The sequence below is a fragment of the Paraburkholderia sp. GAS33 genome, from assembly GCF_050436645.1.
Lineage (GTDB): Bacteria > Pseudomonadota > Gammaproteobacteria > Burkholderiales > Burkholderiaceae > Paraburkholderia > Paraburkholderia phenazinium_B.
The window spans coordinates 43,773-63,541 of the sequence record NZ_JBNDMP010000016.1 but is presented as its reverse complement, the minus strand read 5'-3'; the positions used below and the strand labels follow the sequence as shown (position 1 = coordinate 63,541).

General features: G+C 61.6%; 23 protein-coding genes and 1 tRNA gene. 10 read left to right on the top strand and 14 right to left on the bottom strand.

What is annotated here, in order from left to right:
- The first annotated feature begins 8 nt into the window (after positions 1-8).
- From pstB to phoR, 4 genes are all read left to right on the top strand, one after another.
- Positions 9-857, top strand: a complete 849-nt coding sequence (pstB, locus tag P3T24_RS33820) for a phosphate ABC transporter ATP-binding protein PstB (protein WP_074263888.1) — start codon at positions 9-11, stop codon at positions 855-857.
- Positions 858-886: 29 nt separating this feature from the next.
- Positions 887-1,591 (top strand): phosphate signaling complex protein PhoU, encoded by a 705-nt coding sequence (gene phoU, locus P3T24_RS33815; RefSeq protein ID WP_074263889.1) that lies wholly within the window; start codon positions 887-889, stop codon positions 1,589-1,591.
- 27 nt (positions 1,592-1,618) lie between these two features.
- Positions 1,619-2,320 (top strand): phosphate regulon transcriptional regulator PhoB, encoded by a 702-nt coding sequence (phoB, locus tag P3T24_RS33810; protein WP_006051991.1) that lies wholly within the window; start codon positions 1,619-1,621, stop codon positions 2,318-2,320.
- Between the two features lie 98 nt (positions 2,321-2,418).
- Positions 2,419-3,732, top strand: coding sequence for a phosphate regulon sensor histidine kinase PhoR (gene phoR, locus P3T24_RS33805; RefSeq protein WP_429441119.1), 1,314 nt, complete (start codon positions 2,419-2,421; stop codon positions 3,730-3,732).
- Between the two features lie 7 nt (positions 3,733-3,739).
- Here the strand turns inward: phoR and ppk1 are convergent, their stop codons facing one another.
- Complete coding sequence (ppk1, locus tag P3T24_RS33800; RefSeq protein ID WP_429441116.1) at positions 3,740-5,803, bottom strand: polyphosphate kinase 1; 2,064 nt, start codon at positions 5,801-5,803, stop codon at positions 3,740-3,742.
- A gap of 203 nt (positions 5,804-6,006) precedes the next feature.
- Between ppk1 and ppx the strand changes: the two genes are divergently transcribed.
- Positions 6,007-7,587 (top strand): exopolyphosphatase, encoded by a 1,581-nt coding sequence (gene ppx, locus P3T24_RS33795; protein WP_429404076.1) that lies wholly within the window; start codon positions 6,007-6,009, stop codon positions 7,585-7,587.
- A gap of 131 nt (positions 7,588-7,718) precedes the next feature.
- Here the strand turns inward: ppx and P3T24_RS33790 are convergent, their stop codons facing one another.
- The 3 genes from P3T24_RS33790 to P3T24_RS33780 all read right to left on the bottom strand — a co-directional run bounded on the left by P3T24_RS33790 (position 7,719) and on the right by P3T24_RS33780 (position 10,079).
- Positions 7,719-8,534, bottom strand: coding sequence for a GNAT family N-acetyltransferase (locus P3T24_RS33790; RefSeq protein WP_074263893.1), 816 nt, complete (start codon positions 8,532-8,534; stop codon positions 7,719-7,721).
- A gap of 144 nt (positions 8,535-8,678) precedes the next feature.
- A complete protein-coding gene (gene sixA / locus P3T24_RS33785; protein ID WP_429404080.1) occupies positions 8,679-9,140 on the bottom strand; it encodes a phosphohistidine phosphatase SixA in 462 nt (153 codons plus the stop codon).
- A gap of 603 nt (positions 9,141-9,743) precedes the next feature.
- A complete protein-coding gene (locus P3T24_RS33780; protein ID WP_429441114.1) occupies positions 9,744-10,079 on the bottom strand; it encodes a hypothetical protein in 336 nt (111 codons plus the stop codon).
- A 265-nt stretch (positions 10,080-10,344) separates the two neighbouring features.
- Between P3T24_RS33780 and P3T24_RS33775 the strand changes: the two genes are divergently transcribed.
- Together P3T24_RS33775 and P3T24_RS33770 are read left to right on the top strand one after the other, a co-directional pair.
- Positions 10,345-10,605, top strand: a complete 261-nt coding sequence (locus P3T24_RS33775; protein WP_074263896.1) for a DUF4148 domain-containing protein — start codon at positions 10,345-10,347, stop codon at positions 10,603-10,605.
- A gap of 193 nt (positions 10,606-10,798) precedes the next feature.
- Entirely contained in the window at positions 10,799-10,957 is a 159-nt protein-coding gene (locus P3T24_RS33770; RefSeq protein ID WP_166660752.1) for a hypothetical protein, read from the top strand.
- Between the two features lie 193 nt (positions 10,958-11,150).
- On the opposite strand, the gene P3T24_RS33765 is transcribed toward P3T24_RS33770, so the two are convergent.
- The 5 genes from P3T24_RS33765 to P3T24_RS33745 all read right to left on the bottom strand — a co-directional run bounded on the left by P3T24_RS33765 (position 11,151) and on the right by P3T24_RS33745 (position 13,804).
- Positions 11,151-11,348, bottom strand: coding sequence for a hypothetical protein (locus P3T24_RS33765; RefSeq protein WP_143787481.1), 198 nt, complete (start codon positions 11,346-11,348; stop codon positions 11,151-11,153).
- 123 nt (positions 11,349-11,471) lie between these two features.
- Positions 11,472-11,548: transfer RNA gene (locus tag P3T24_RS33760), tRNA-Pro, on the bottom strand.
- Between the two features lie 105 nt (positions 11,549-11,653).
- Positions 11,654-11,812, bottom strand: a complete 159-nt coding sequence (locus tag P3T24_RS33755; protein ID WP_074263898.1) for a DUF3309 family protein — start codon at positions 11,810-11,812, stop codon at positions 11,654-11,656.
- Complete coding sequence (locus tag P3T24_RS33750) at positions 11,739-13,073, bottom strand: S-adenosylmethionine:tRNA ribosyltransferase-isomerase (protein WP_429441111.1); 1,335 nt, start codon at positions 13,071-13,073, stop codon at positions 11,739-11,741. Before P3T24_RS33750 ends, P3T24_RS33755 begins: the two co-directional genes overlap by 74 nt.
- Positions 13,070-13,804, bottom strand: coding sequence for an SDR family oxidoreductase (locus tag P3T24_RS33745; protein WP_429404088.1), 735 nt, complete (start codon positions 13,802-13,804; stop codon positions 13,070-13,072). Before P3T24_RS33745 ends, P3T24_RS33750 begins: the two co-directional genes overlap by 4 nt.
- A 123-nt stretch (positions 13,805-13,927) precedes the next feature.
- On the opposite strand from P3T24_RS33745, the gene P3T24_RS33740 reads away from it, so the two are divergent.
- Positions 13,928-14,533 carry a helix-turn-helix domain-containing protein gene (locus tag P3T24_RS33740; RefSeq protein WP_074263901.1) on the top strand — a complete coding sequence of 202 codons (606 nt, stop codon included), beginning with the start codon at positions 13,928-13,930 and terminating at the stop codon, positions 14,531-14,533.
- Between the two features lie 157 nt (positions 14,534-14,690).
- On the opposite strand, the gene P3T24_RS33735 is transcribed toward P3T24_RS33740, so the two are convergent.
- Entirely contained in the window at positions 14,691-14,864 is a 174-nt protein-coding gene (locus tag P3T24_RS33735; protein ID WP_167379377.1) for a hypothetical protein, read from the bottom strand.
- A gap of 195 nt (positions 14,865-15,059) precedes the next feature.
- On the opposite strand from P3T24_RS33735, the gene P3T24_RS33730 reads away from it, so the two are divergent.
- Positions 15,060-15,248 carry a hypothetical protein gene (locus tag P3T24_RS33730; protein WP_429404090.1) on the top strand — a complete coding sequence of 63 codons (189 nt, stop codon included), beginning with the start codon at positions 15,060-15,062 and terminating at the stop codon, positions 15,246-15,248.
- 192 nt (positions 15,249-15,440) lie between these two features.
- On the opposite strand, the gene P3T24_RS33725 is transcribed toward P3T24_RS33730, so the two are convergent.
- Positions 15,441-15,749, bottom strand: coding sequence for a DUF2288 domain-containing protein (locus P3T24_RS33725; RefSeq protein ID WP_429441108.1), 309 nt, complete (start codon positions 15,747-15,749; stop codon positions 15,441-15,443).
- Positions 15,750-15,947: 198 nt separating this feature from the next.
- Here P3T24_RS33725 and P3T24_RS33720 point away from each other — a divergent pair, with 198 nt between their 5' ends.
- Positions 15,948-16,658, top strand: a complete 711-nt coding sequence (locus P3T24_RS33720; protein WP_429441106.1) for a pentapeptide repeat-containing protein — start codon at positions 15,948-15,950, stop codon at positions 16,656-16,658.
- A gap of 768 nt (positions 16,659-17,426) precedes the next feature.
- Here P3T24_RS33720 and P3T24_RS33715 read toward each other — a convergent pair.
- From P3T24_RS33715 to P3T24_RS33705, 3 genes are all read right to left on the bottom strand, one after another.
- Entirely contained in the window at positions 17,427-17,762 is a 336-nt protein-coding gene (locus P3T24_RS33715) for a hypothetical protein (protein WP_429441103.1), read from the bottom strand.
- Between the two features lie 116 nt (positions 17,763-17,878).
- Entirely contained in the window at positions 17,879-18,604 is a 726-nt protein-coding gene (locus P3T24_RS33710) for a peptidoglycan DD-metalloendopeptidase family protein (protein WP_429441102.1), read from the bottom strand.
- Between the two features lie 194 nt (positions 18,605-18,798).
- Complete coding sequence (locus P3T24_RS33705) at positions 18,799-19,719, bottom strand: aldose epimerase (protein WP_429441099.1); 921 nt, start codon at positions 19,717-19,719, stop codon at positions 18,799-18,801.
- Positions 19,720-19,769 lie beyond the last annotated feature (50 nt).

The following is a 19,769-nucleotide window of genomic DNA, read 5'->3' as shown; positions in this document are numbered from 1 at the left end:
GTAATCCGATGAACATGGCAGAAACTCAACTCAACCCGATTGCGCGTCCGACCGCGCCCGCCGGTTTCGACCCCGCCCAGGGCGACAGTGCCCAAGCGTCGGCGCAGCCGAAGATCCAGGTCAACGATCTCAACTTCTTCTACGGCAAGTACCACGCGTTGAAGAACATCAACCTGCGCATTCCCGAAGGCAAGGTGACCGCGTTCATCGGCCCGTCGGGCTGCGGCAAGTCCACGCTGTTGCGCACCTTCAACAAGATGTACGCGCTCTATCCGGAGCAGCGTGCTGAAGGCGAGATCCTGATGGACGGCGAAAACCTGCTGACCACCAAGCGCGATATCTCGCTGCTGCGTGCACGGATCGGCATGGTGTTCCAGAAGCCGACGCCGTTCCCGATGTCGATCTACGACAACATCGCCTTCGGCGTGAAGATGTTCGAAACGCTGCCGCGCTCGGAAATGGATGACCGCGTCGAATGGGCGCTCACCAAGGCAGCGCTGTGGAATGAAGTGAAGGACAAGCTCGGTCAGAGCGGCTACGGCCTCTCGGGTGGCCAGCAGCAGCGTCTGTGCATTGCGCGCGGCATTGCGATCCGTCCGGAAGTGCTGCTGCTCGACGAGCCGTGCTCGGCACTCGACCCGATTTCGACGGGCCGCATCGAAGAACTGATTGCAGAGCTGAAGAGCGACTACACCGTGGTGATCGTTACCCACAACATGCAACAGGCTGCACGGTGTTCGGACTACACTGCCTATATGTACCTCGGCGAGCTGATCGAGTTCGGTGATACCGAAAAGATCTTCATCAAGCCGGTCCGCAAGGAAACCGAGGACTACATCACCGGCCGCTTTGGTTAACCCCGACGAGCACCATTAGGGAGTACGACATGTCCGATAAACACCTCTCCAGCCAGTTCGACGCCGATCTGAATCTCGTTTCGTCGAAGGTTCTCGAAATGGGCGGCCTCGTTGAATCGCAGATCGTCAATGCGATGCACGCGCTCAACAATTTCGACCTGGACATGTGCGAGCAGGTTATCGCCGCCGAAGAGCGTCTGAACAAGATGGAAGTCGATATCGACGAAGAGTGCAGCAACATCATCGCGCGCCGCCAGCCAGCCGCGCGCGACCTGCGCCTCCTGATCGCGATCTCGAAGACCATCACGAATCTCGAGCGCGCCGGCGACGAAGCGGAAAAGATCGCCAAGCGCACCAAGCGTCTGATGGAAGACGGCGCCTCGCGCACCATCAATATCGCCGAGATCAAGCTGTCCGGTGAGATGGCAGTGACGATCCTGCGCCGTGCGCTCGACGCGTTCGCGCGCCTCGATACGGTGGCCGCCGCTCAGATCGTGCGCGACGACAAGGCGATCGACGAAGAATTCCGCGCCTTCGTGCGCAAGCTGATTTCGTACATGACTGAAGATCCGCGTTCGATTTCGGTGGGCCTCGATTTCCTCTTCATCGCCAAGGCGATCGAGCGGATCGGCGACCACGCGAAGAACATCGCTGAATTCATCATCTATATCGTCAAGGGTACCGACGTGCGGCACAAGTCGCGCGACGCGCTCGAACGCGAAGCACTTAGTTAACCCCTGCATAAAGGTCAAGAGGTGCCGATGCCTAGCAGCATTCTCGTCATCGAAGATGAGCCCGCTATTTCCGAGCTGATTTCGGTCAATCTTCAACACGCGGGCCATTGCCCGATCCGCGCCTATAACGCGGAGCAGGCGCAAAACCTGATCAGCGATGTGCTGCCGGACCTCGTCCTGCTCGACTGGATGCTGCCGGGCAAATCGGGCATCGCATTTGCGCGCGATCTGCGCAACAACGAGCGGACCAAACACATCCCGATCATCATGCTGACCGCACGTGGCGATGAACAGGACAAGGTGCTCGGTCTCGAGATCGGCGCGGATGACTATGTCACCAAGCCGTTCTCGCCGAAAGAGCTGATGGCGCGTATCAAGGCTGTGCTGCGCCGTCGTGCACCGCAGTTGACCGAGGACGTGGTGGCGATCAACGGACTGAAGCTCGATCCGGCCACGCATCGTGTCGCGGCGCATGCAGAAGGCAGCGAGATCAAGCTCGATCTCGGGCCGACGGAGTTCCGTCTGCTGCACTTCTTCATGACGCATCCGGAGCGCGTGCATAGCCGCACGCAACTGCTCGATCAGGTGTGGGGCGATCACGTGTTCGTCGAAGAGCGCACGGTGGACGTTCACATCAAGCGCCTGCGCGCCGCGCTTAAGCCGGCGGGCTGCGATGCTATGATTGAGACGGTCCGGGGCAGTGGTTACAGGCTTGCGAAAAGCGCCTGATTACGCCTGGCAGGTTCAGCTGCACTTAAGGCCACCTGCGCTAACGCGCCGCGAAATTGCTTCGCGGCGCGCATTGTCTTCTCTTCGATCGCTAGAACATGAACATCATCTGGGCGCGTTCCATTGTCTCGATCGTGCTGCTTGCTGTTCTGTGCGCATTGCTTGGCGTGTTCGTCAACGTCAAGGCGGCACTGATCTTCGCGGTCGTCGTTCTGCTCGCACAGAGCGCTTTTAGCACCTTCCATAAACAGCGTCTGTGGCGCCTGCTCGATGCGCCGGTCTACGGCGAAGTGCCGAGCGCGCCGGGTATCTGGGGCGAAATCTATTACCGGCTGCACAAGCTCGCGAAGCGCTGGCACGCCCAGGTGCGTCAGGTCGAGCAGCAGCATTCGCGTTTCATCCAGGCCATTCAGGCTTCGCCGAACGGCGTTGCCATGCTAGACGATCACGATCAGATCGAGTGGTGTAATGCTATTTCCGAGGTACATTTCGGCCTCGATGCGAAGCGCGATCTGCGGCAGCACATCACCCACCTCGTGCGTCAGCCGGACTTCGTGCGCTATCTGAACTCGCATCACTACGAGCAGATGCTGATCATGCGCGGGATGGGCGAGAAGCGGCAGAACGTGCTCTCGGTGCAGGTGTTTCCGTACGGCGAGAACCGCAAGCTGGTGTTGTCGCAGGACATCACCGAGCTCGAACGTACCGACGCGATGCGGCGCGATTTCGTGGCCAATGTGTCGCACGAACTGAAGACGCCGCTGACTGTGTTGTCCGGGTTCCTCGAAACGATGCGCGAATTGCCGCTGGGCGAAGCCGAGCGCGCCCGCTACCTTGAACTGATGGAGCAGCAGGCGGCGCGTATGCGGCATATCGTCAACGATCTGCTGGTGCTCGCCAAGCTCGAAGGCGACAACAAGCCGCCGAGCGATCAGATGATCGACATGCGTGCCGTACTGCGGCACCTGCGCGACGATGCTCAAAGCCTTTCCAGCGATCATCACCACATCACCTTCGACGCCGATGAAGGGCTCACGGTCACGGGTGTCGAGACGGAGATTCTGAGCGCGCTCGGCAACCTGGTGACCAATGCGATCCGTTACACGCCGGACGGCGGCAAGATTCACGTGACGTGGCAGTCGAGCGGTGGCAGCGCAGTGTTTTCCGTGACCGATAGCGGGCTTGGGATTCCCGCTGCCGATATTCCCAGGCTCACCGAACGGTTTTACCGGGTCGACCGCAGCCGCTCGCGCGACACGGGTGGCACAGGTTTGGGCCTTGCGATCGTCAAGCACGTGTTGCAACGGCACGATGCGCAGCTCGAAGTGAAGAGCGAAGAGGGGCGCGGCAGCACGTTCACCGTGCGCTTCCCGGTGTTCCGCACGGCGCGGCGGCAACCTGCGCCGGCCTGACCTAGCGTCAGGTGCAGAACTTCCCAAGCAGGCTCATCTGCGCATTGCGTGAGGACTTGCCCGGCCTGCGCCGGCGATAGTGTCCATCGCTTTGCATCAGCCATGCGGACTGGTTGTCGCCGAGGAACGCCGACAGACCCTCCGCAATCACGCGGCGTTTCAGGCGGCGGTTGTTGATCGGGAACGCCACTTCAACGCGCCGGAAGAAATTGCGATCCATCCAGTCGGCGCTCGACAGGTAAACCTGTTCCTTGCCGCCATCGTAGAAGTAGAAAATCCGATGGTGCTCGAGGAAGCGCCCGACAATCGAGCGCACCGTGATGTTCTCGGACAGCCCCGGTACGCCCGGCTGCAACGAACACACACCACGCACGATCAGATCGATCTTCACCCCCGCCATCGACGCTTCGTACAGCTCCGCAATCACGGTCGGCTCGAGCAGGGCGTTCATCTTGGCGACAATGCGCGCCTTCTTGCCGGCGCGTGCGTGGTCCGCTTCAGCGCGAATCGCCTCGATGAGCTTCGGATGCAGCGTGAACGGCGACTGCCACAGTTCGTGCAGCTTCAGTTCGCCGCCAATGCCCGTGAGCTGCTGGAACACATGGTGCACGTCTTCGCAGATCTTCTGGTCTGCCGTCATCAACCCGAAGTCGGTGTACAGACGCGCCGTGCGCGGGTGATAGTTGCCCGTGCCGAGATGGGCATAGCGCTTGAGCGCCATCTTGCCGTTGTGCGACACGCGCCGCACGATCAACATCATCTTCGCGTGACACTTGTGGCCGACGACGCCATACACGACGTGCGCGCCCACGGCTTCGAGCTGCGCGGCCCAGTTGATATTGGTTTCTTCATCGAAGCGCGCGAGCAGTTCCACCACCACCGTGACTTCCTTGCCGTTGCGGGCGGCTTGCATCAGCGCGTCCATTAGCGGCGAATCGGTGCCGGTACGGTAGATGGTCTGCTTGATCGCCATCACGTTAGGATCTTTGGCCGCCTGCAACAGCAGTTCGAGCACGGGCTGGAAGCTCTCGTACGGGTGATGCAGCAGCACATCGCCGTTATCGATCACGTCGAACAGGCTCGCGCTATTGGCGATCTGCGTCGGGATCGACGGAATGTGCGGGACGAATTTCAGATCCGGCCGGTCCACCATTTCCGGCAATTGCATCAGCCGCACCAGATTGACGGGACCATCCACGAAGTAGCAGTCTTTATCCGAGAGGCCGCTTTCGTCGAGCAGGCGCTGTACCAGATGCGCGGGCGTCTCCGCCGATACTTCGAGGCGCACGGCGTTGCCCAGGTGCCGCGCCGGCAATTCGCCTTGCAGCGCGACGCGCAGATTGGTGATTTCGTCTTCATCCACGAACAGTTCGCTGTTACGTGTGATGCGAAACTGGTTGCAACTGCGTACCACCAGATTCGGGAACAGTTCGCCCACGAAGCGCTGCAACAACGAGCTGAGCAGCACGAAGCCGTGCGGGTAGCCCGAGAGTTCCTGCGGCATGCGCACAAGCCGCGGCAGCGCCCGTGGTGCCTGCACGATGCCCATCAGCGCCTGGCGTCCAAAGGCGTCCTTGCCTTCGAGTTCGACCACAAAATTCAGACTTTTATTGAGCACGCGCGGGAACGGATGCGCGGGATCGAGTCCGATTGGCGTCAATACGGGCAGTAGTTCGTCGAAGAAGTAATTGCGCGCCCATTCGGTCTGCGCTTCATTCCACGCTTCGGTGCCGTGAAAATAGATGCCTTCCTGTTCGAGCGCGGAGAGCACGGTGTCGTGCAGCATGCGGTACTGGCGATGCACGAGCTTCTGCGCGCGCTCCACCACGAGGTCATAGACGTGCTGCAGCGACATGCCGTCCGGCGACAGTGCGCCCGGGTTGTCGCGCATCTGCTCCTGCAGTCCGGCCATACGGACTTCGAAGAATTCGTCGAGGTTGCTGCTGGTAATGCAGATGAAACGCAGGCGTTCGAGCAAGGGCACGGCGGGATCAGCGGCTTGCGCCAGTACACGCTCATTGAAACCCAGGATGCCCAGTTCGCGATTCAGTAGGGGGTAGCGGGTGGACATCGGCGGCGAGAATGGAAGCTCGGGAAGAGACGGTGAAAGACGCTCGGAAATTCTCACAGTATGATGAAGCTCTTATGACAGTCGAATTGTCATAAATTTTACGCTCTTCTGTCGTTGTGTCGTAAATATGACGCAGGGAATATGGGACCATACCGCACGCCAATCACCGCCAAGGTTACATCGTGAGGTCCGGTACGCTTAAAATGTCGTCTTTGAACGGCGGGGCTAGCAACAAGATAGCCGCGCTTGCGCGTATGGAGTCCGCTCAATCGATGGTCAACACGCCACAACTTCTCGCTGCCGTCGATCTTGGCTCGAACAGCTTTCGTCTGATCGTGGGCCGGGTCGAAGAAACCGATGCCGGCAGCCAGATCTATCAGGTCGACGCGCTACGCGAGCCCGTGCGGCTCGCCGCGGGCCTGTCGAGCGACAAGATGCTCGACCGCGCCTCGCAGGTGCGTGGCTGGGACGCGCTCAAACGCTTTGGTGAGCGGCTGCGCGATTTCCATCCCGATCATGTTCGGGCCGTCGCCACGAATACGCTACGCATCGCGAAGAACGCGGGCGAGTTTCTTGGTGAAGCCCGCGCGGCATTGGGTTTCCCGATTGAAGTGATTGCCGGGCGTGAAGAGGCCCGTCTGATTTACGCCGGCGCTGCGCACTCGGTGCCCGCCAGTCCCGGTAAGCGGTTGGTGGTCGATATCGGCGGCGGTTCCACGGAATTCATCATCGGCTCGCACTACACGCCGATCAAGATGGAAAGTCTGTATATCGGCTGCGTGAGCCATAGCCGGACCTTCTTTCCGGCCGGCAACGTCGACGAGTACACGATGCGTCAGGCCGAGCTTGCCGCCGGCCGCGAAATCCAGATCATTTCTCACGAGTACAAGAAAACCGGCTGGGAACAAGCCATTGGTTCGTCGGGCACGGCACGGGCGCTCGCGGAACTGGTGGAAGCGAACGGCTTTAACGACGCAGGCATCACGCATGGCATTTCGCGCGGCGGCCTCGAACGCCTGAAGCGTGCGTTGATCAAGGCTGAGAACGTCAACCGGCTGAAACTGGTGGCGCTGAAAGCGGACCGGATTCCGGTGCTGGCGGGCGGCCTGTCGATCATGCTGGCCGTGTTCGACGAACTGGGTGTCGATTACGTCGACACCACCGACGGCGCCTTGCGTCTCGGCGTGCTGTACGACCTGCTGGGGCGTTCGCAGCACGAAGATATGCGCACGGTCACCGTGGAAGGCTTCATGCGCCGCTACGGCGTGGATCGCGCGCAAGCAGGGCGCATCGGCGATCTGGCGGTGAGCTTCTACGATCAGTTCGACGAGCCGGATGGCGAACGTCGCGCCGAGAACCGCATGTTCCTGAGTTGGGCGGCGTCGCTGCACGAGATCGGGCTGTCCATCTCGCACAGCGCGTATCACAAGCACTCGGCCTATATCGCCAGCAACGCGGACATGCCGGGCTTTTCGCGCACTGATCAGGCGCGTCTCGCGGCGCTCGTGCTGGGCCATGCGGGCAAGCTCGGCAAACTGTCGCAAACGCGTGAGGTGGAGTGGCCGCTGCTGTTCTGTCTGCGTCTCGCTGCGCTGTTGTGCCGGCGCCGTGCGGATGTCGGTTTGCCGGGTATCGCCGTAAGTCGCGTGAACAATGGCTACGAAGTGCGTTTGCCGAAGGAATGGGTGGCGAACAACCCGCTCACTGACTACAGCATGATTCAGGAAGCCGCGGAATGGGAGAAGGTGGGCATCCCGTATCGCGTCGTTTATACGGACGACTGACGATACGTCGATCGCGCGCCGCTGGCTACACCTATACGCAGCAGCAATGTTTGAAACAAAACAGCCCGGCAGAGCCAATCTGCCGGGCTGTTTTGCATTCGCACCTGCGAAGAAGTGTGGCGTCGCTTCGCTCACCCCGGCAATGCATCGCCCAGGAAGTGGCGCGCGTAGCGTTCATTGATTTCAGACAAGCGCAGCAGCGTCAGAAAATCGGCCGTGTTGAAGTCAGGATCCCAGGCCGGCGCGCCGCAAATTTTTGCGCCAACTCGCAGATAACCTTTGACGAGCGGCGGTGGCGCAACGTTCGCGCCGGTTTGCAACTCTTCGACGGGTAGCGGCGTGTGCGGAAAGGCCCGGTATTCCTGCGACGTCATCGCGTTGTCGCGCAGCGCGCAGTACAGGTTCGCCGCGTAGTGGCCGCCGTCGGCCATCGACACGCTTGCACAGCCAAGCATCGTTTCGTAGCCGTTGTGCATCATGTACGCCGCGAGACCGCCCCACAGCGACATGATTACCGCGCCGCTGCGGTAGTCCGGGTGCACGCATGAACGGCCCACTTCGACCATCTTCGGCCGCAGGTGAGTGAGACGCGAAACATCGAACTCGCTTTCGGCATACAGGCGGCCGATGCGCGCGGCCTGATGCGGTGGCAACGCGCGATAGGTGCCGACCACTTTCAGCGTATCGAGATCGCGCACCAGCAGGTGATCGCAGTAGTGATCGAATGCGTCGACATCAAGGCCTGCAGGGCCCGTCAGACGGGCGCCCATTTCGTCGGCGAAAACCCGGTAACGCAGATGCTGGGCTTCGCGCAGTTCTTCTTCGGTCCGCGCCCAGGCTACTTGCAGCCGGTGTTGCGCGGTAACCGTTTCCTCGGCACGCGGCAGACGGCGACGCGTCTCGAGATTCGAAGCGAATGGCAGGGAGGACGTCGGCAGATCTTGCATGTGGCGTTCCTGGTCGAAAAAGGAGAAATTCGCTTTTTCGCCAATGTAGTAACGCCCGATGACGCTCGCATGGCAATGTTGTGACCGTTAGATGTCGGTCCGTAAGCTAAACGGCGTTTTTGTGCCGCAAGCTTTTACGGTCGGTTACAGCAGATCCGGGCTGATGGCGGCGCGCAGCACGACCTGCTCGTCGCCGTCGCGCTCCCGGTTTGCAAGCCACCATACGCCAGCTTTCTTGAGCGGCCAGCTCGATTCGCTGTTGTTCGCAAGCAACTGTGCGGCGACGTGACCGAGCGTGGGCTGATGGCCGACGATCACTACCGTCGATGCGATGCCTGCCGGCCAGCCGGCGGCGGTCAGCACGTCAGCGGCGCTGGCGCCGGGCGCGAGTTCGCGCACCACGCGGTATTGGTCGGTGAGGTTCTCGACCGTCTGGATGGTGCGCGCCGCCGGACTCGAGAGAATCACGGCGTCCTCGTCGAGCCGCGCGCGCAGCCACTTCGCCACGGCTTGCGCCTGCTTGCGGCCGCGCACGGTCAACTGGCGGGCGAGGTCGGTCGGCGCGATCTCTTCGGCCTCGGCATGGCGCCAGAGGATCAGGTTCATGGCTGTCTCCTTTATCGACCGGAGCGGCGCTTTGGCGCGCTTCGGGTCCCATGCAGAGCTCTTGCTCCGGTCCCATGCAAGATGGGTGCGGACTTTCGAGCGACGCAGTGTTGTACCACTGTCGCATGGCTGCGTGCGTGACAGCAAGGTGGTTTGCTAAAGGGCGTGCAGCGGGGGGTGCTCAGCCAGTTCAGGCGGTGTTGTCACACGCTGCGCGACATGGAGCGGCTTTCTGCGCCTGTTGTGGCGGATCTGGATCTGGGAGGCGCCGCCGCGGATGGACGGCGGCAGCCACAGCATGCGCGCGCCCGAGCGCGGTCGTGTGTGTGAAGGGTCGCTATCGGCTCGAGCTGTAAAGCTGCGGCTGATTGGGCTTGATTCAGGCTACGGTCAGCTTCACCACGCAGCACATCACGAGCACTAGCAGGGCATACGTAACGGCGATATCGAACGGATAGCGCATGGCTTGATCCCGTGGAATTTGGTCAGCAGTCATCTTAGATAGACGATTCAGCGAGCACCGTTATCAAGCCAACAGTTCGCCAAAAGACAAGTCGCGTTTCGCGAGGCGTCGTTTGCGCGGTGGACAAACCAGTGGGTAGATCAGGACGTCCGCGGATGCGGCACGCATGTTGTGGAGATATTGAGCAACGCGGACGGGTCGTTGGCCGCTTCGGCCCGCCGGTGTTTCGCCTCGAATGCATCGAGCTGGCGAAGCAGACGATCCAATGCGTACAACTGGGAGCGCGTCAGATGGGCGGCATCCAGAAGCTTGTTGAGCCGGGTGCGCCAGTAACGCGACGACAGGATCGGTCCGCCTCGGCCCTCGGCCAGGCTGGCCGGCATCACCGACGCAATATGTGCGATCTCCTGATCCAGGAACATCAGTTTCTGCGCGCCCTTGGGTTGAAGCCTGGCATGTGGCGTGTTTTTTAGCATCCGATATCCATCCGCGACGGGCTAATGGACGGTTGCGGCGACTTCCAGTGACGGGCGCCGGACCGGAGTTCCAATGCTATGACGGCGTGACGAAAGACACTGTCAACAATGGTCAGGCGCTATCCCAGTATTGGAATGTTTTTGACAACAGTGTTTTCATCGCATAGGTATTTACCCTAGTCATGGTTAACCATAAAATGTTGTCATACGTCGAACACCGTGGTCGGTGTTGCGACAGATAAGACAATTTCTGGAGGTAGTCGTCATGAAGTCGCTGATTGAAGCTGCTGTTATCGCCGCCCTGATCGCTGCACCGCTTGCAGCATTTGCGCAATCGAGCCAACCGTTGACGCGCGCGGAAGTGCGCGCCCAACTCGTGGAGCTGGAGAAGGCCGGCTATAACCCGCGCGACTGGATGAACTACCCCGAGAACATTCAAGCCGCCGAAGCTCGTGTTGCCGCCGAAAAGGCTGACGCGAGCGGCTATGGCGTCGGCAGCAACGGCTCGTCGCAAGCAGGTCATTAAGGTCGTCAGGCGCGGTAGCGAAATGCCGCCTTGGCGAGCGGTTTGAGCATGTGTTGTATGGCTGTGCGGTCGTTGAGTCGTACGTAGGGTGACCCGAAAGGGCGCCTTTGCGGCGCACAGATTGTTGTGGGTGTTAGCTGTGCAGTGATTGAACGCCGCTGCAGTTGAACGCAGCATCTGACATGAGGCCGCTATGGACGCGACTGTTTTGGCCACCGCTATTGGATTTTTGGTCTTGTTGATTGCGGTGGTTTTCGCCATTGGTCACTACCGGCGCGAGCGTGCGCGCAAGCGCGTGATCGGCGAGATGCAGCGTCGGCGGCTTTACGAGTTCAGTCGACCGAGGCATTGACGTTTGGTGCGGATCATCCGCCCTAAACGCATTTGTCCTTGTGAGGCGTCCTGCATCACAAGCTTTGCTTCGATGTTAGTGCATCCGACGTATCCCAGGACGTCGCCGCCAGGCTCCGTGCAATAATCAAGACAGCGACGGCCGCATTGGACGCCGGGCGCCTGCATCGTTGCTGCCGACGCAATGCCCTACCTCAAACGTAGCCCGGTTGGCGATGGGGCGGCCGGCGATGCCGATGATGTCGCGGCGGGGGCACCTGACGGCAACGACGCACCAGATGACCGCGATACCAGACGTGCTTGCAGACGACGCGGGGGCGCGCCTCGGCAGTGACAGGTGCGAACGCTGCGACGAACGTCGCGAGCAGGATGAGCAATACGAATTTGCGCACGGATCGATCCTTTAGGCAGAGTCAGGGCATTCGTCAGCCGCGGACAGAAAACATTCTGAACCGTCCATGCCCGATCGAAAAGAAAAAGGGTTACACGCCGAAGCGTGTAACCCTTTGATTCCATGGTCGGAGCGATAGGATTCGAACCTACGACCCTCTGATCCCAAATCAGATGCGCTACCAGGCTGCGCTACGCTCCGACGAATCAGAGATTCTATCTGGTCTGACCTATGACCGTCAATCCTGAAATAGAAAAAGCGCGAACGAGAAGCTGAAGGAGCGCGATCAGCGCTTCACCTGGCCCACTAGATTCGTCCCATCAGCAGCAGGATGATCACCACGATCAGTACGATACCGAGCAGACCGGTCGGCCGGTATCCCCAGCCGCTGCTATACGGCCAGCTTGGCAGGGCGCCAATCAGCAGCAGGATCAGGATGATCAGCAGGATGGTTCCGAGTGTCATGCGATGTCTCCTTGTCAGGCGAGTGCGCGACTGGCGCCAGTTCGTCTGATACGGTGCGTACGTTGCGTAGGGTGGGTCCGGCACGGTTGGGCCGGCTTGACGGGACCGCCGGCATCGCGCTGTCCTTGCGGTGCGAGTCAGCAAGGCCTATGCCCGGCGCTGGGCAACGTTCCCGTTCGCGCGGATCCACCGGGCGCATCCGCGCGTCTCGCACGACGCAGGCACGCCGCTCGATCCACACGGAATCGCCAAACTCATGCGTGCGATAGCGGTGCGCGTCCAGCTCATCGGTCACGCCCTGCAGCGTCAGGGTATCGGTGAAGGCGCGCAACAACGCGTAGTGACTGGTGTCCGGCTCATGCGTACCGGAGACAATCACATCCACCGTATGCAACTGCGTCTGTGGTCCGATTCGTTGGGTGGCGACGCCGTCGCCCGCATGCACGACGCCGTTGCCGCTCGCCGCGTGTTCAAGCGCCCGCACAACCGTCGTGCCGATAGCGACGACGCGTCCCTGCCGTGCGCGCGTGGCAGCGATCAGCGCAGCAGTGGCAGCCGGAATGCGATACGGTTCGTCGAACGGCAAGCGCTGATCGAGCGCCGCGTCGCCGGTGGATGACAGGCCCGCTGCGTGCGTCAGCGTCGCAAACGGAATGCCGCGCACCTGCAGCGCATCGATGCTGCGCCAGTCGAGCACGAAGCCCGCGGAGGGCGGTTCGAACGCCACTCGCTGTGCGGCGATCGGTGTCCACACATCCCATAACGCCAGCGCCTCGTGCAGATGGGCGTACTGCACCGGCTTGCCTTGTTGTGCCAGCGTCTCCCAGATGTGCGCCGCGTCCGCATGAAACTGCAGCTCCACGAGACGCGGATGATCGAGCATCCGCACGATGGTCGCCTCGAGCTTGCCGAAGCTCAGCCGGTCACCAGGCGCGAGCGGCGGCGGGGCAGCACGCGCTTCGGTCGGCGTGTGAAAATCGCCGCCCCCGAACACCACGGCAGTAAAGCGTTTGACGTCTTGTGGATCGAGCGACGCGCGTCCCGCGAGGCGAATTTCGATCACGGCACCGCTGCGTCGATGGATGCCGTGCAGACTGGCGGGTAGCGTTGCAGCATCGTTCGCGATTATGCAATCGCCCGCGCGCAGCAATTCCACGAATGCGTGGCGTGGTCGATGCTCGATATGCCCGTGACGGTCGACCACCAGCAGGCGTGCATCGTGAGGACGTTGAACAGGCAGCGTGGCGGCGCGCATCGTCATGCTCGTACTCCTTCAAGGTGGGCCGGATCGCGCAGCGCATGCAATGCCGCTTCGATTGCGTCAGCGAATTCGCGGGCTGCGTCGGCGGGACGCTTCAGGGTCGTCGGGTCGTCGCCGGGCGCAGCGAGGGCATGCAGCGGTGTGTCCATGTCCCCAGGATCGAGCGACAGCACACGCACTTTCTGCGTGGCCAGTTCCTGGTCCCAGATGCGGCTCAGATGACGTAGGCCGGCCTTGCTCGCACCGTATGCGCCCCAGCCCGGATACGGCTCGATTGCCGCATCGCTCGAGACGTTCAGCACGACGGCGCCGCCCCGTTCGCGGGCGGCGGCAGTGAGCGAGCCGAGCAGCGCGCGTGTGAGACGGAACGGCCCGAGCAGATTGGTCGCTAGCGCCGTTTCGAAATCTTCGCACTCCGTATCGGCGAGCAGCGCGAGCGGCACTGGACCGAGCGCGGATGCATTGTTCACCAGCACGTCGACGCCGCCGAGCAGGCCGCTGATCTGCATCGCGAGCGGATAGATGTCATCCTTGTTCGAGATATCGCCGACGATACCCGCCACCTTCGGACGCGCCGCAGCCACCTCGGCCACGCGCCGTTGATCGCGAGCCACGAAAGCGACGCGCGCGCCGCGCGTCAGCAGTTCGTCCATCAAGGCGAGGCCGAGCCCCGAGGTTCCGCCGGTCAGAGCGACACGAATGTCTTGCAGATTGTGGGGCGTGTGGATCATGTGAGTTCTCCGGTTCAGGGCGAGACGATCGCTTCACCCGCGCCGTCTCGATGGCCCGATAATAGGAACCCCACGGCGCACGGCCGAGTGCGATGTCCAATTCCTTGTCAGAAAGTCGATACGATGGACGAGACTGCTTTTGAACCCGCTCCCGAGAGCGGGCCCGACAGGTCGAACGCGGCCCAGCATCTGGCGCGCAACCTCGTAGCGTTGCGTCACGCGCGTGCGTTGACCCAGGAAGGGTTGGCGAAGTCGTCGGGAGTGCCGCGTTCGACGGTGGCCAATCTGGAATCGGGCGAAGGCAATCCATCGCTGGCGGTGCTAATGAAGGTGGCCAGTGCGCTTGGCGCGCCGCTCGATGAATTGCTCGCCTCGCCACGTGCCAAGGTCCGCAAATGGTCGGTCGACGATATCTCCGCGCAAAATCGCGGCAACGGTTTGACGATCCGACCACTGGTCCCGGAGCCTGTGCCGGATGGCATTCTGGAGACGATGGCGTTCGCGCCGGGCGCCTATATGCGTGGCACGCCGCATCTGCCCGGCACGCGCGAGTACTTCACCTGCATGGAAGGGCGGGTCGCGATTTTTGTGGCGGGTGAACGGCACGGACTCGAAACGGGCGACGTGCTCGCGTTTCCTGGCCATGTGCCGCATTCGTATCGCAATGAGGATCCGCAGCGCGACGCGTTAGGGGTATCGATTGTGGTGCTGGCCAAGGCTGGGGTATAGCGCGGCGGCGTCGCGGACAGCGCAATAACCTTCCGTGCCGCGGGGCTTCGCTACCGCGCGGCAAATCGGATCATGCCGACCCTGCGTAGCGCATCTCGCGGCCGTAAAACTGAATGGCCGCGAGGGCGGTAGAGGTCAGCGCGGTGTCGGCGCCGGGTCAGTGCCTGCGGCGCGTCCAGTTGAGCACGTGATGCTCGGACAGCCAGTGATGCATCATGCCTTCACCGTTGTGCTCACGCCGGTAGGTCCGCGATTCGAAAACCGACAAACCTATCAGGACCAGCAGGCCCACCGCGAGCCCGACAAAACCCGCGATCGATTCAGCGTCCATGGCAGCCTCCTTCGTCGATTGCAGCCATGTGTACATAGTAGGTCAGACGGCAAAAAAACGGCATATGCCGTACGCATTGGCGCCATACGCATTGGCACGTGGCGTCGTGATGGCCGATGGCGGCCACTGCCGCAAAAAGACTTTGCAGGTAGACTCTCGGCGCGCTTGCGCTGTTATGTTTCCTTTAGAGAGTCTATGAATCGCGCCCTTTTGATTGTATTTGCTGCAGTAGTCCTGGCGGGCTGCTCGAATGATCCCGCGTCCGGCCACCATGGCTCGCCGCCGAAAGACCCGGCTGATTATCACGGCGTGCCGACCGACGACCGGCCTCCTTCCATGCTGGACACGCCGGATACGGCGCGACCCGTGCAGCCGTCGCAATAAAGGCGAAGCACCGGCGCGGGCACGCCGGCGCTTCTGACCCGCGCAGACTGTTCGCGCGGAGAGCGCGGGCTGCAACCATTCTAGGGCGCCGGGTGCGCGTGATATGTATGCGCTTGTTTCAAGCGGTAACTGGAATGCGCGAGCGGCTGGCAGAGAATCCGCTACCACTCCGTAGACATCCCCAGACTTGATTCAACCGCGTTCCTGCACGCAAACCCACGGCGAGACCACCACGGCCCAAAGGTCTGGATCGCGCGCGGCGAAATCGGCGGCGGTTTCGCTCGGCATGCGCTCGACGAGGCCCGCTGACAACCACTGCGTTACCTGGGCCGTATCGTCGCTGGCAATCGCCTCGGCGACGCTGACCAGATCGAGGTCCCGCGCGACGTGCAGCAGGATGCCGCGCGCAAAGAAGCGCTCGAGCTCAGGCCAGCCGATTTTCGCGGTTTCCGCGAGCAGCGAGAGGTAAAGCGGACTGTGGGCGGCGTCGTTCGATGTCATCGGATCAGGCGGTGTTAAAAGCGGTGGTTGACAGGCGGCCGCTACTATAAACCATCGGCGAGCGCCCTCCACAGCGAAGGCGCGTTCGGGTACGCTTGCCGTTTTCGGCGAATCGGCGTTGGGCCTTTTCGCTTTAACTTAAGTGACTCACAAGGTTTTTGGGTCCAGCACGCGCCGGTCGAACGGAACAACTTTTTCATGTCGCTCAATTCTACGACGCCTGCCGCGGGCGTTCACATCGTCGCCGATGCCACGCTCGCACGTGAAGACGTGCAGCGATTGCTCGCCGCCACTCATGGTCCGATTCGGTTCGAAGACTGCGACTTCGAGGGCGCGGATCTGTCGCGGCTCGATTTGCGTAGCGCCGAATTTCATCGCTGCACCATCGTCGAGGCTTCGTTTTTCGGCGCCGCACTGACGCAAAGCCGCTGGTTGCGTTGCCGTGGGCGGCAGGCGGATTTCGCCTCGGCGGACCTCGTCGACGCCGTGTTTCAGTCGAGCGATCTCAACAATACGAGCTGGCGCCGCGCCAAGCTCGCGTCAGTCAACTACACCGGATGCAAACTCACAGGCGCGAACTTCGAGGCCTGCACCGCGCTGGGCCTGACGTTCGTCGAGACGCTGCTGGTCGGCGCGCATCTGCGTGGCCTGTCATTTCGCAAAGCCACGCTGCAAGAACTCGATTTCTCCGATGCCGACCTCGCCGGCGCCGACTTCCGGGAGGCGCGGTTCGAAGGCGGCAGCCTCAAGGACGCCAACCTCAAAGGTGCCCGTTTCGATGGCGCAGACCTGCGCCTTGCCGATCTGAGCGGCGTACGTCTCGTGGACGCGGGACTGTTTCGCGGCGCGACGATTTCCCACCAGCAGGCCGCTGTGCTGGTGACTGAACTGGGGCTGCGCGTCTTGTGATGCGCCGGGTTAGCGGATGACGGCTAGCGAGTGCTTTATCTCGTCGGATTTAACCGATAAAAAATGGCTAAAATGCTCCGCGAGATGCGAATTAATCCAGAATAACTGAAAAGTCGCATTATGCGAATGGCCGCGACCCACGATTAAATACAACTGGAACGTGCGCCTTCGCACCAAAGACGACCGAAGGCAGGCAAGGGAAATCGGCGGTAGTAATCACCGGAAAAATGCTTTCAGGATTTGACAGTTAAATCGGAACGTGGCTCAATCGTGCAGTGCGGCGTTGCTCCAGAACGCAATGCCAGTAAGGACTTCATGTTGTGCGGGCAGGTTTGGTAGCGATCCTCATAAGCCCGTCATTCCGTTTCATTTGAATCGCGTTATTCGAACTATCTCATTAATTTTCGTTCACGGAATGCGTATTCCGTGCGGCGAAGCACATTTTTTGCGAAATTAATCGATTGCATGCCCCTGCCGCCGTTGATAGATTCGGTTTTGGCGCATGGTGAACCGGTCCTTTACCGATATGCGCCGAACCCCCGTTAGCCCGGCCTCGAGCCGGGCTTTTTTTCGTTAGGGGATCAGATGAATTGCATTCGATGATATTTATAGCGGTTCAATTCACACCAAATGAGAACTCTCGGTTATCGGATATGAGCGTGCTCACACCGCTTTAAGCTGGTCTTAAAGCCATGACCGGAGCACGAATTGTCGCGCAGCGGGGGCGGCGCCGTGTCGTGCAGCGCCGCTTGCGGGTCTCATTTGCGCTTACTGCTTGCAGCGAACCACCATGGAGCGGTTCTTGACGTTTGCACCGAGGATGCCACCGATCGAGCCACCCGAGGTGGCACCGTTGTCGACATCCTTCGAGATGACGTCGTAGCCATACGAACCGCATACTTCGCCGGCGCGTTTGTAACATTCGGCCCAACTCTCGCTCGCGTCGCTGCCGCTGCAGTTGATGGCAAAGCCTGTGTCTCCACTCGGGAGGTAGGTCATTTTGGTGGAGCTGGCGCAGCCGCCAAGGCTCGCGAGCGTCAGCGCAGCAACGCTTGCAGCCACGGCCGCGAGGGCCTTTGCGGATGGGGTCCATCCAGATTTCATCGGAGGCTCCTCATGGAGTGTGGTGACCGATGCGCTGGCTTGTCGCCGCATCGTCGGGTGTCGGAGGGGACATCGCACGGTACCAGGAGTGCCGTGCGAACTGCCTGTAGAAGCAATTAACGTGCCGGAAGCGCACGCGAGGGGTCGATCGAGCGGCCCTGATAGCGCAACTCGAAATGAAGCATGGCGCGATCCGTGTCGCTGTCGCCCATTTCTGCGATTTTCTCGCCCTGGGTCACGCTCTGACCTTCCTTCACGAGCAGCACGCGGTTGTGCGCGTAGGCGGTCAGATAATCTGCATTGTGCTTGAGTATCAGCAGGTTGCCGTAGCCGCGCAGGCCGTTGCCGGCGTACACCACGGTCCCGGCGGCCGCCGCGACGACCGGCGTGCCCGCGCTGCCGGCGATATCGATGCCCTTCGAGTTCGAGCCGTCGAAGCGGCGTATCACCGTGCCGTTGGTCGGCCACACGAGCGAGATCGACGAGGCCGGCGCGGGGGCGGGCGACACGTCGCTGGGCGCGCTGCGCGGTGCTGCTGGCGCCGCTGTGCTGCCACGACCGCTGTACGAGCCGCTGCTTGCCGTCGCGGAGGTGATCGGCGCCGAATTGCCGGGCGGCACCACGCGTAGCACCTGACCGACCTCGATGCTGTCCGGATTCGACAGATTGTTCCAGCGCACGATGCTCTGGACCGATACCCGGTTACTGCGGGCGATCTTCAGCAAAGTATCGCCGCGTTCGACACGATAGAACCCCGGACCGACTGGCGCAGACCCGCACGCGACGAGCACTGCAAGTAACGACACGCAAGCGAGCCGTTTAATTTTTCTTGTTCCCAACATTGGACCTCGCAAAGCGCTGCCGCGCGCCGATCCCGATTGCGCGACAGATGGGCAAAAAACGACCGATTCTAACGGTTTTGCACCGCAGCACGCGAATTGAGATGACGCTGCATGAGCGGCATGGCGTGGCGCGGCGTCCAGGCACCGCCCGGCGGCCCGCATTGCTCGCTAGTCGCCGGCAGGTGTATGGCGATTCAGCGCAGGGCGCCGACCGTGATGCGCAACGCGGCCGTTTCCGTCTGGCCCGGTTCGAGCCAGCGCAGGCCCAGGCCGTTGTGGATCGCGTCGGGCAGGCCGAGCCACGGCTCGATGCAATAGAAGTCCGACTCCGCGGCTTCCGTCCAGGTCGTGACGGCATACCAGGGCACGGAACCGGGTCGTTGCAGGTCGATCGTGATCGTGCGGTTCAGGCCTGGCGCGACAAGTCTCACGGGCCGCTCAGGCAGGCCGTCGAGGCAATGGAAGCGGTCGAGGATAAGCGTCTCGTCGAGCGTGTAGCTCGGCTCGCCCGGTTCAGGCGCGCTGATCGAGCCGTCTGGCTGCTGATAGCAACGCCGGGTATGCGGCAGCTCGAGCACCGTCTCGCTGCGTTGCGTGTGCGGCAGCGAGAAGTAGAAGTGATGGCCGGCGTAGTAGGGCAGCGGTGTATTGCCGGTGTTAACGGTGGTGAGTTCGACGTCGAGCGTGTGGTCGTCCGCGAGCCGGTAGGCGGCCTCGAAGCGGAAGCCGAACGGATAGCCGGCGCGGGTGGCGTCGCTGTCTGCGAGCGTCATGCGCACCGTCGTGCTGTGCGTCGCCGAGGCCGGTTCGACGCTTGCGGTGAACGGCAGATCGCGCGCGAAGCCGTGCATCGGCAGATCGCGCACCGTCCCTTCGGCGTCGCGCCAGCGGCCAATCTGGCCGTCGACGCGATGGCGTCCGAGAAACGGAAACAGCAAAGGATTGCCGCCGCGGATTTTCGCAGGCTGGCTCCAGTCGGCCACGTCGGGCCAATGGATCACCTGCTGGCCGTCAATGTGCCACGACAGCAGCCGTCCGCCGGCTTGCGGCGCGATACGAAGCAGCGAGGCGCCATCGGCGATCTCTAGGATGTCCTGATGCTGGAATTGGGCCATGGTGAACGGTTCTGGTTAGGAGCGGTTAATACGAATGACTGCACGGTTGA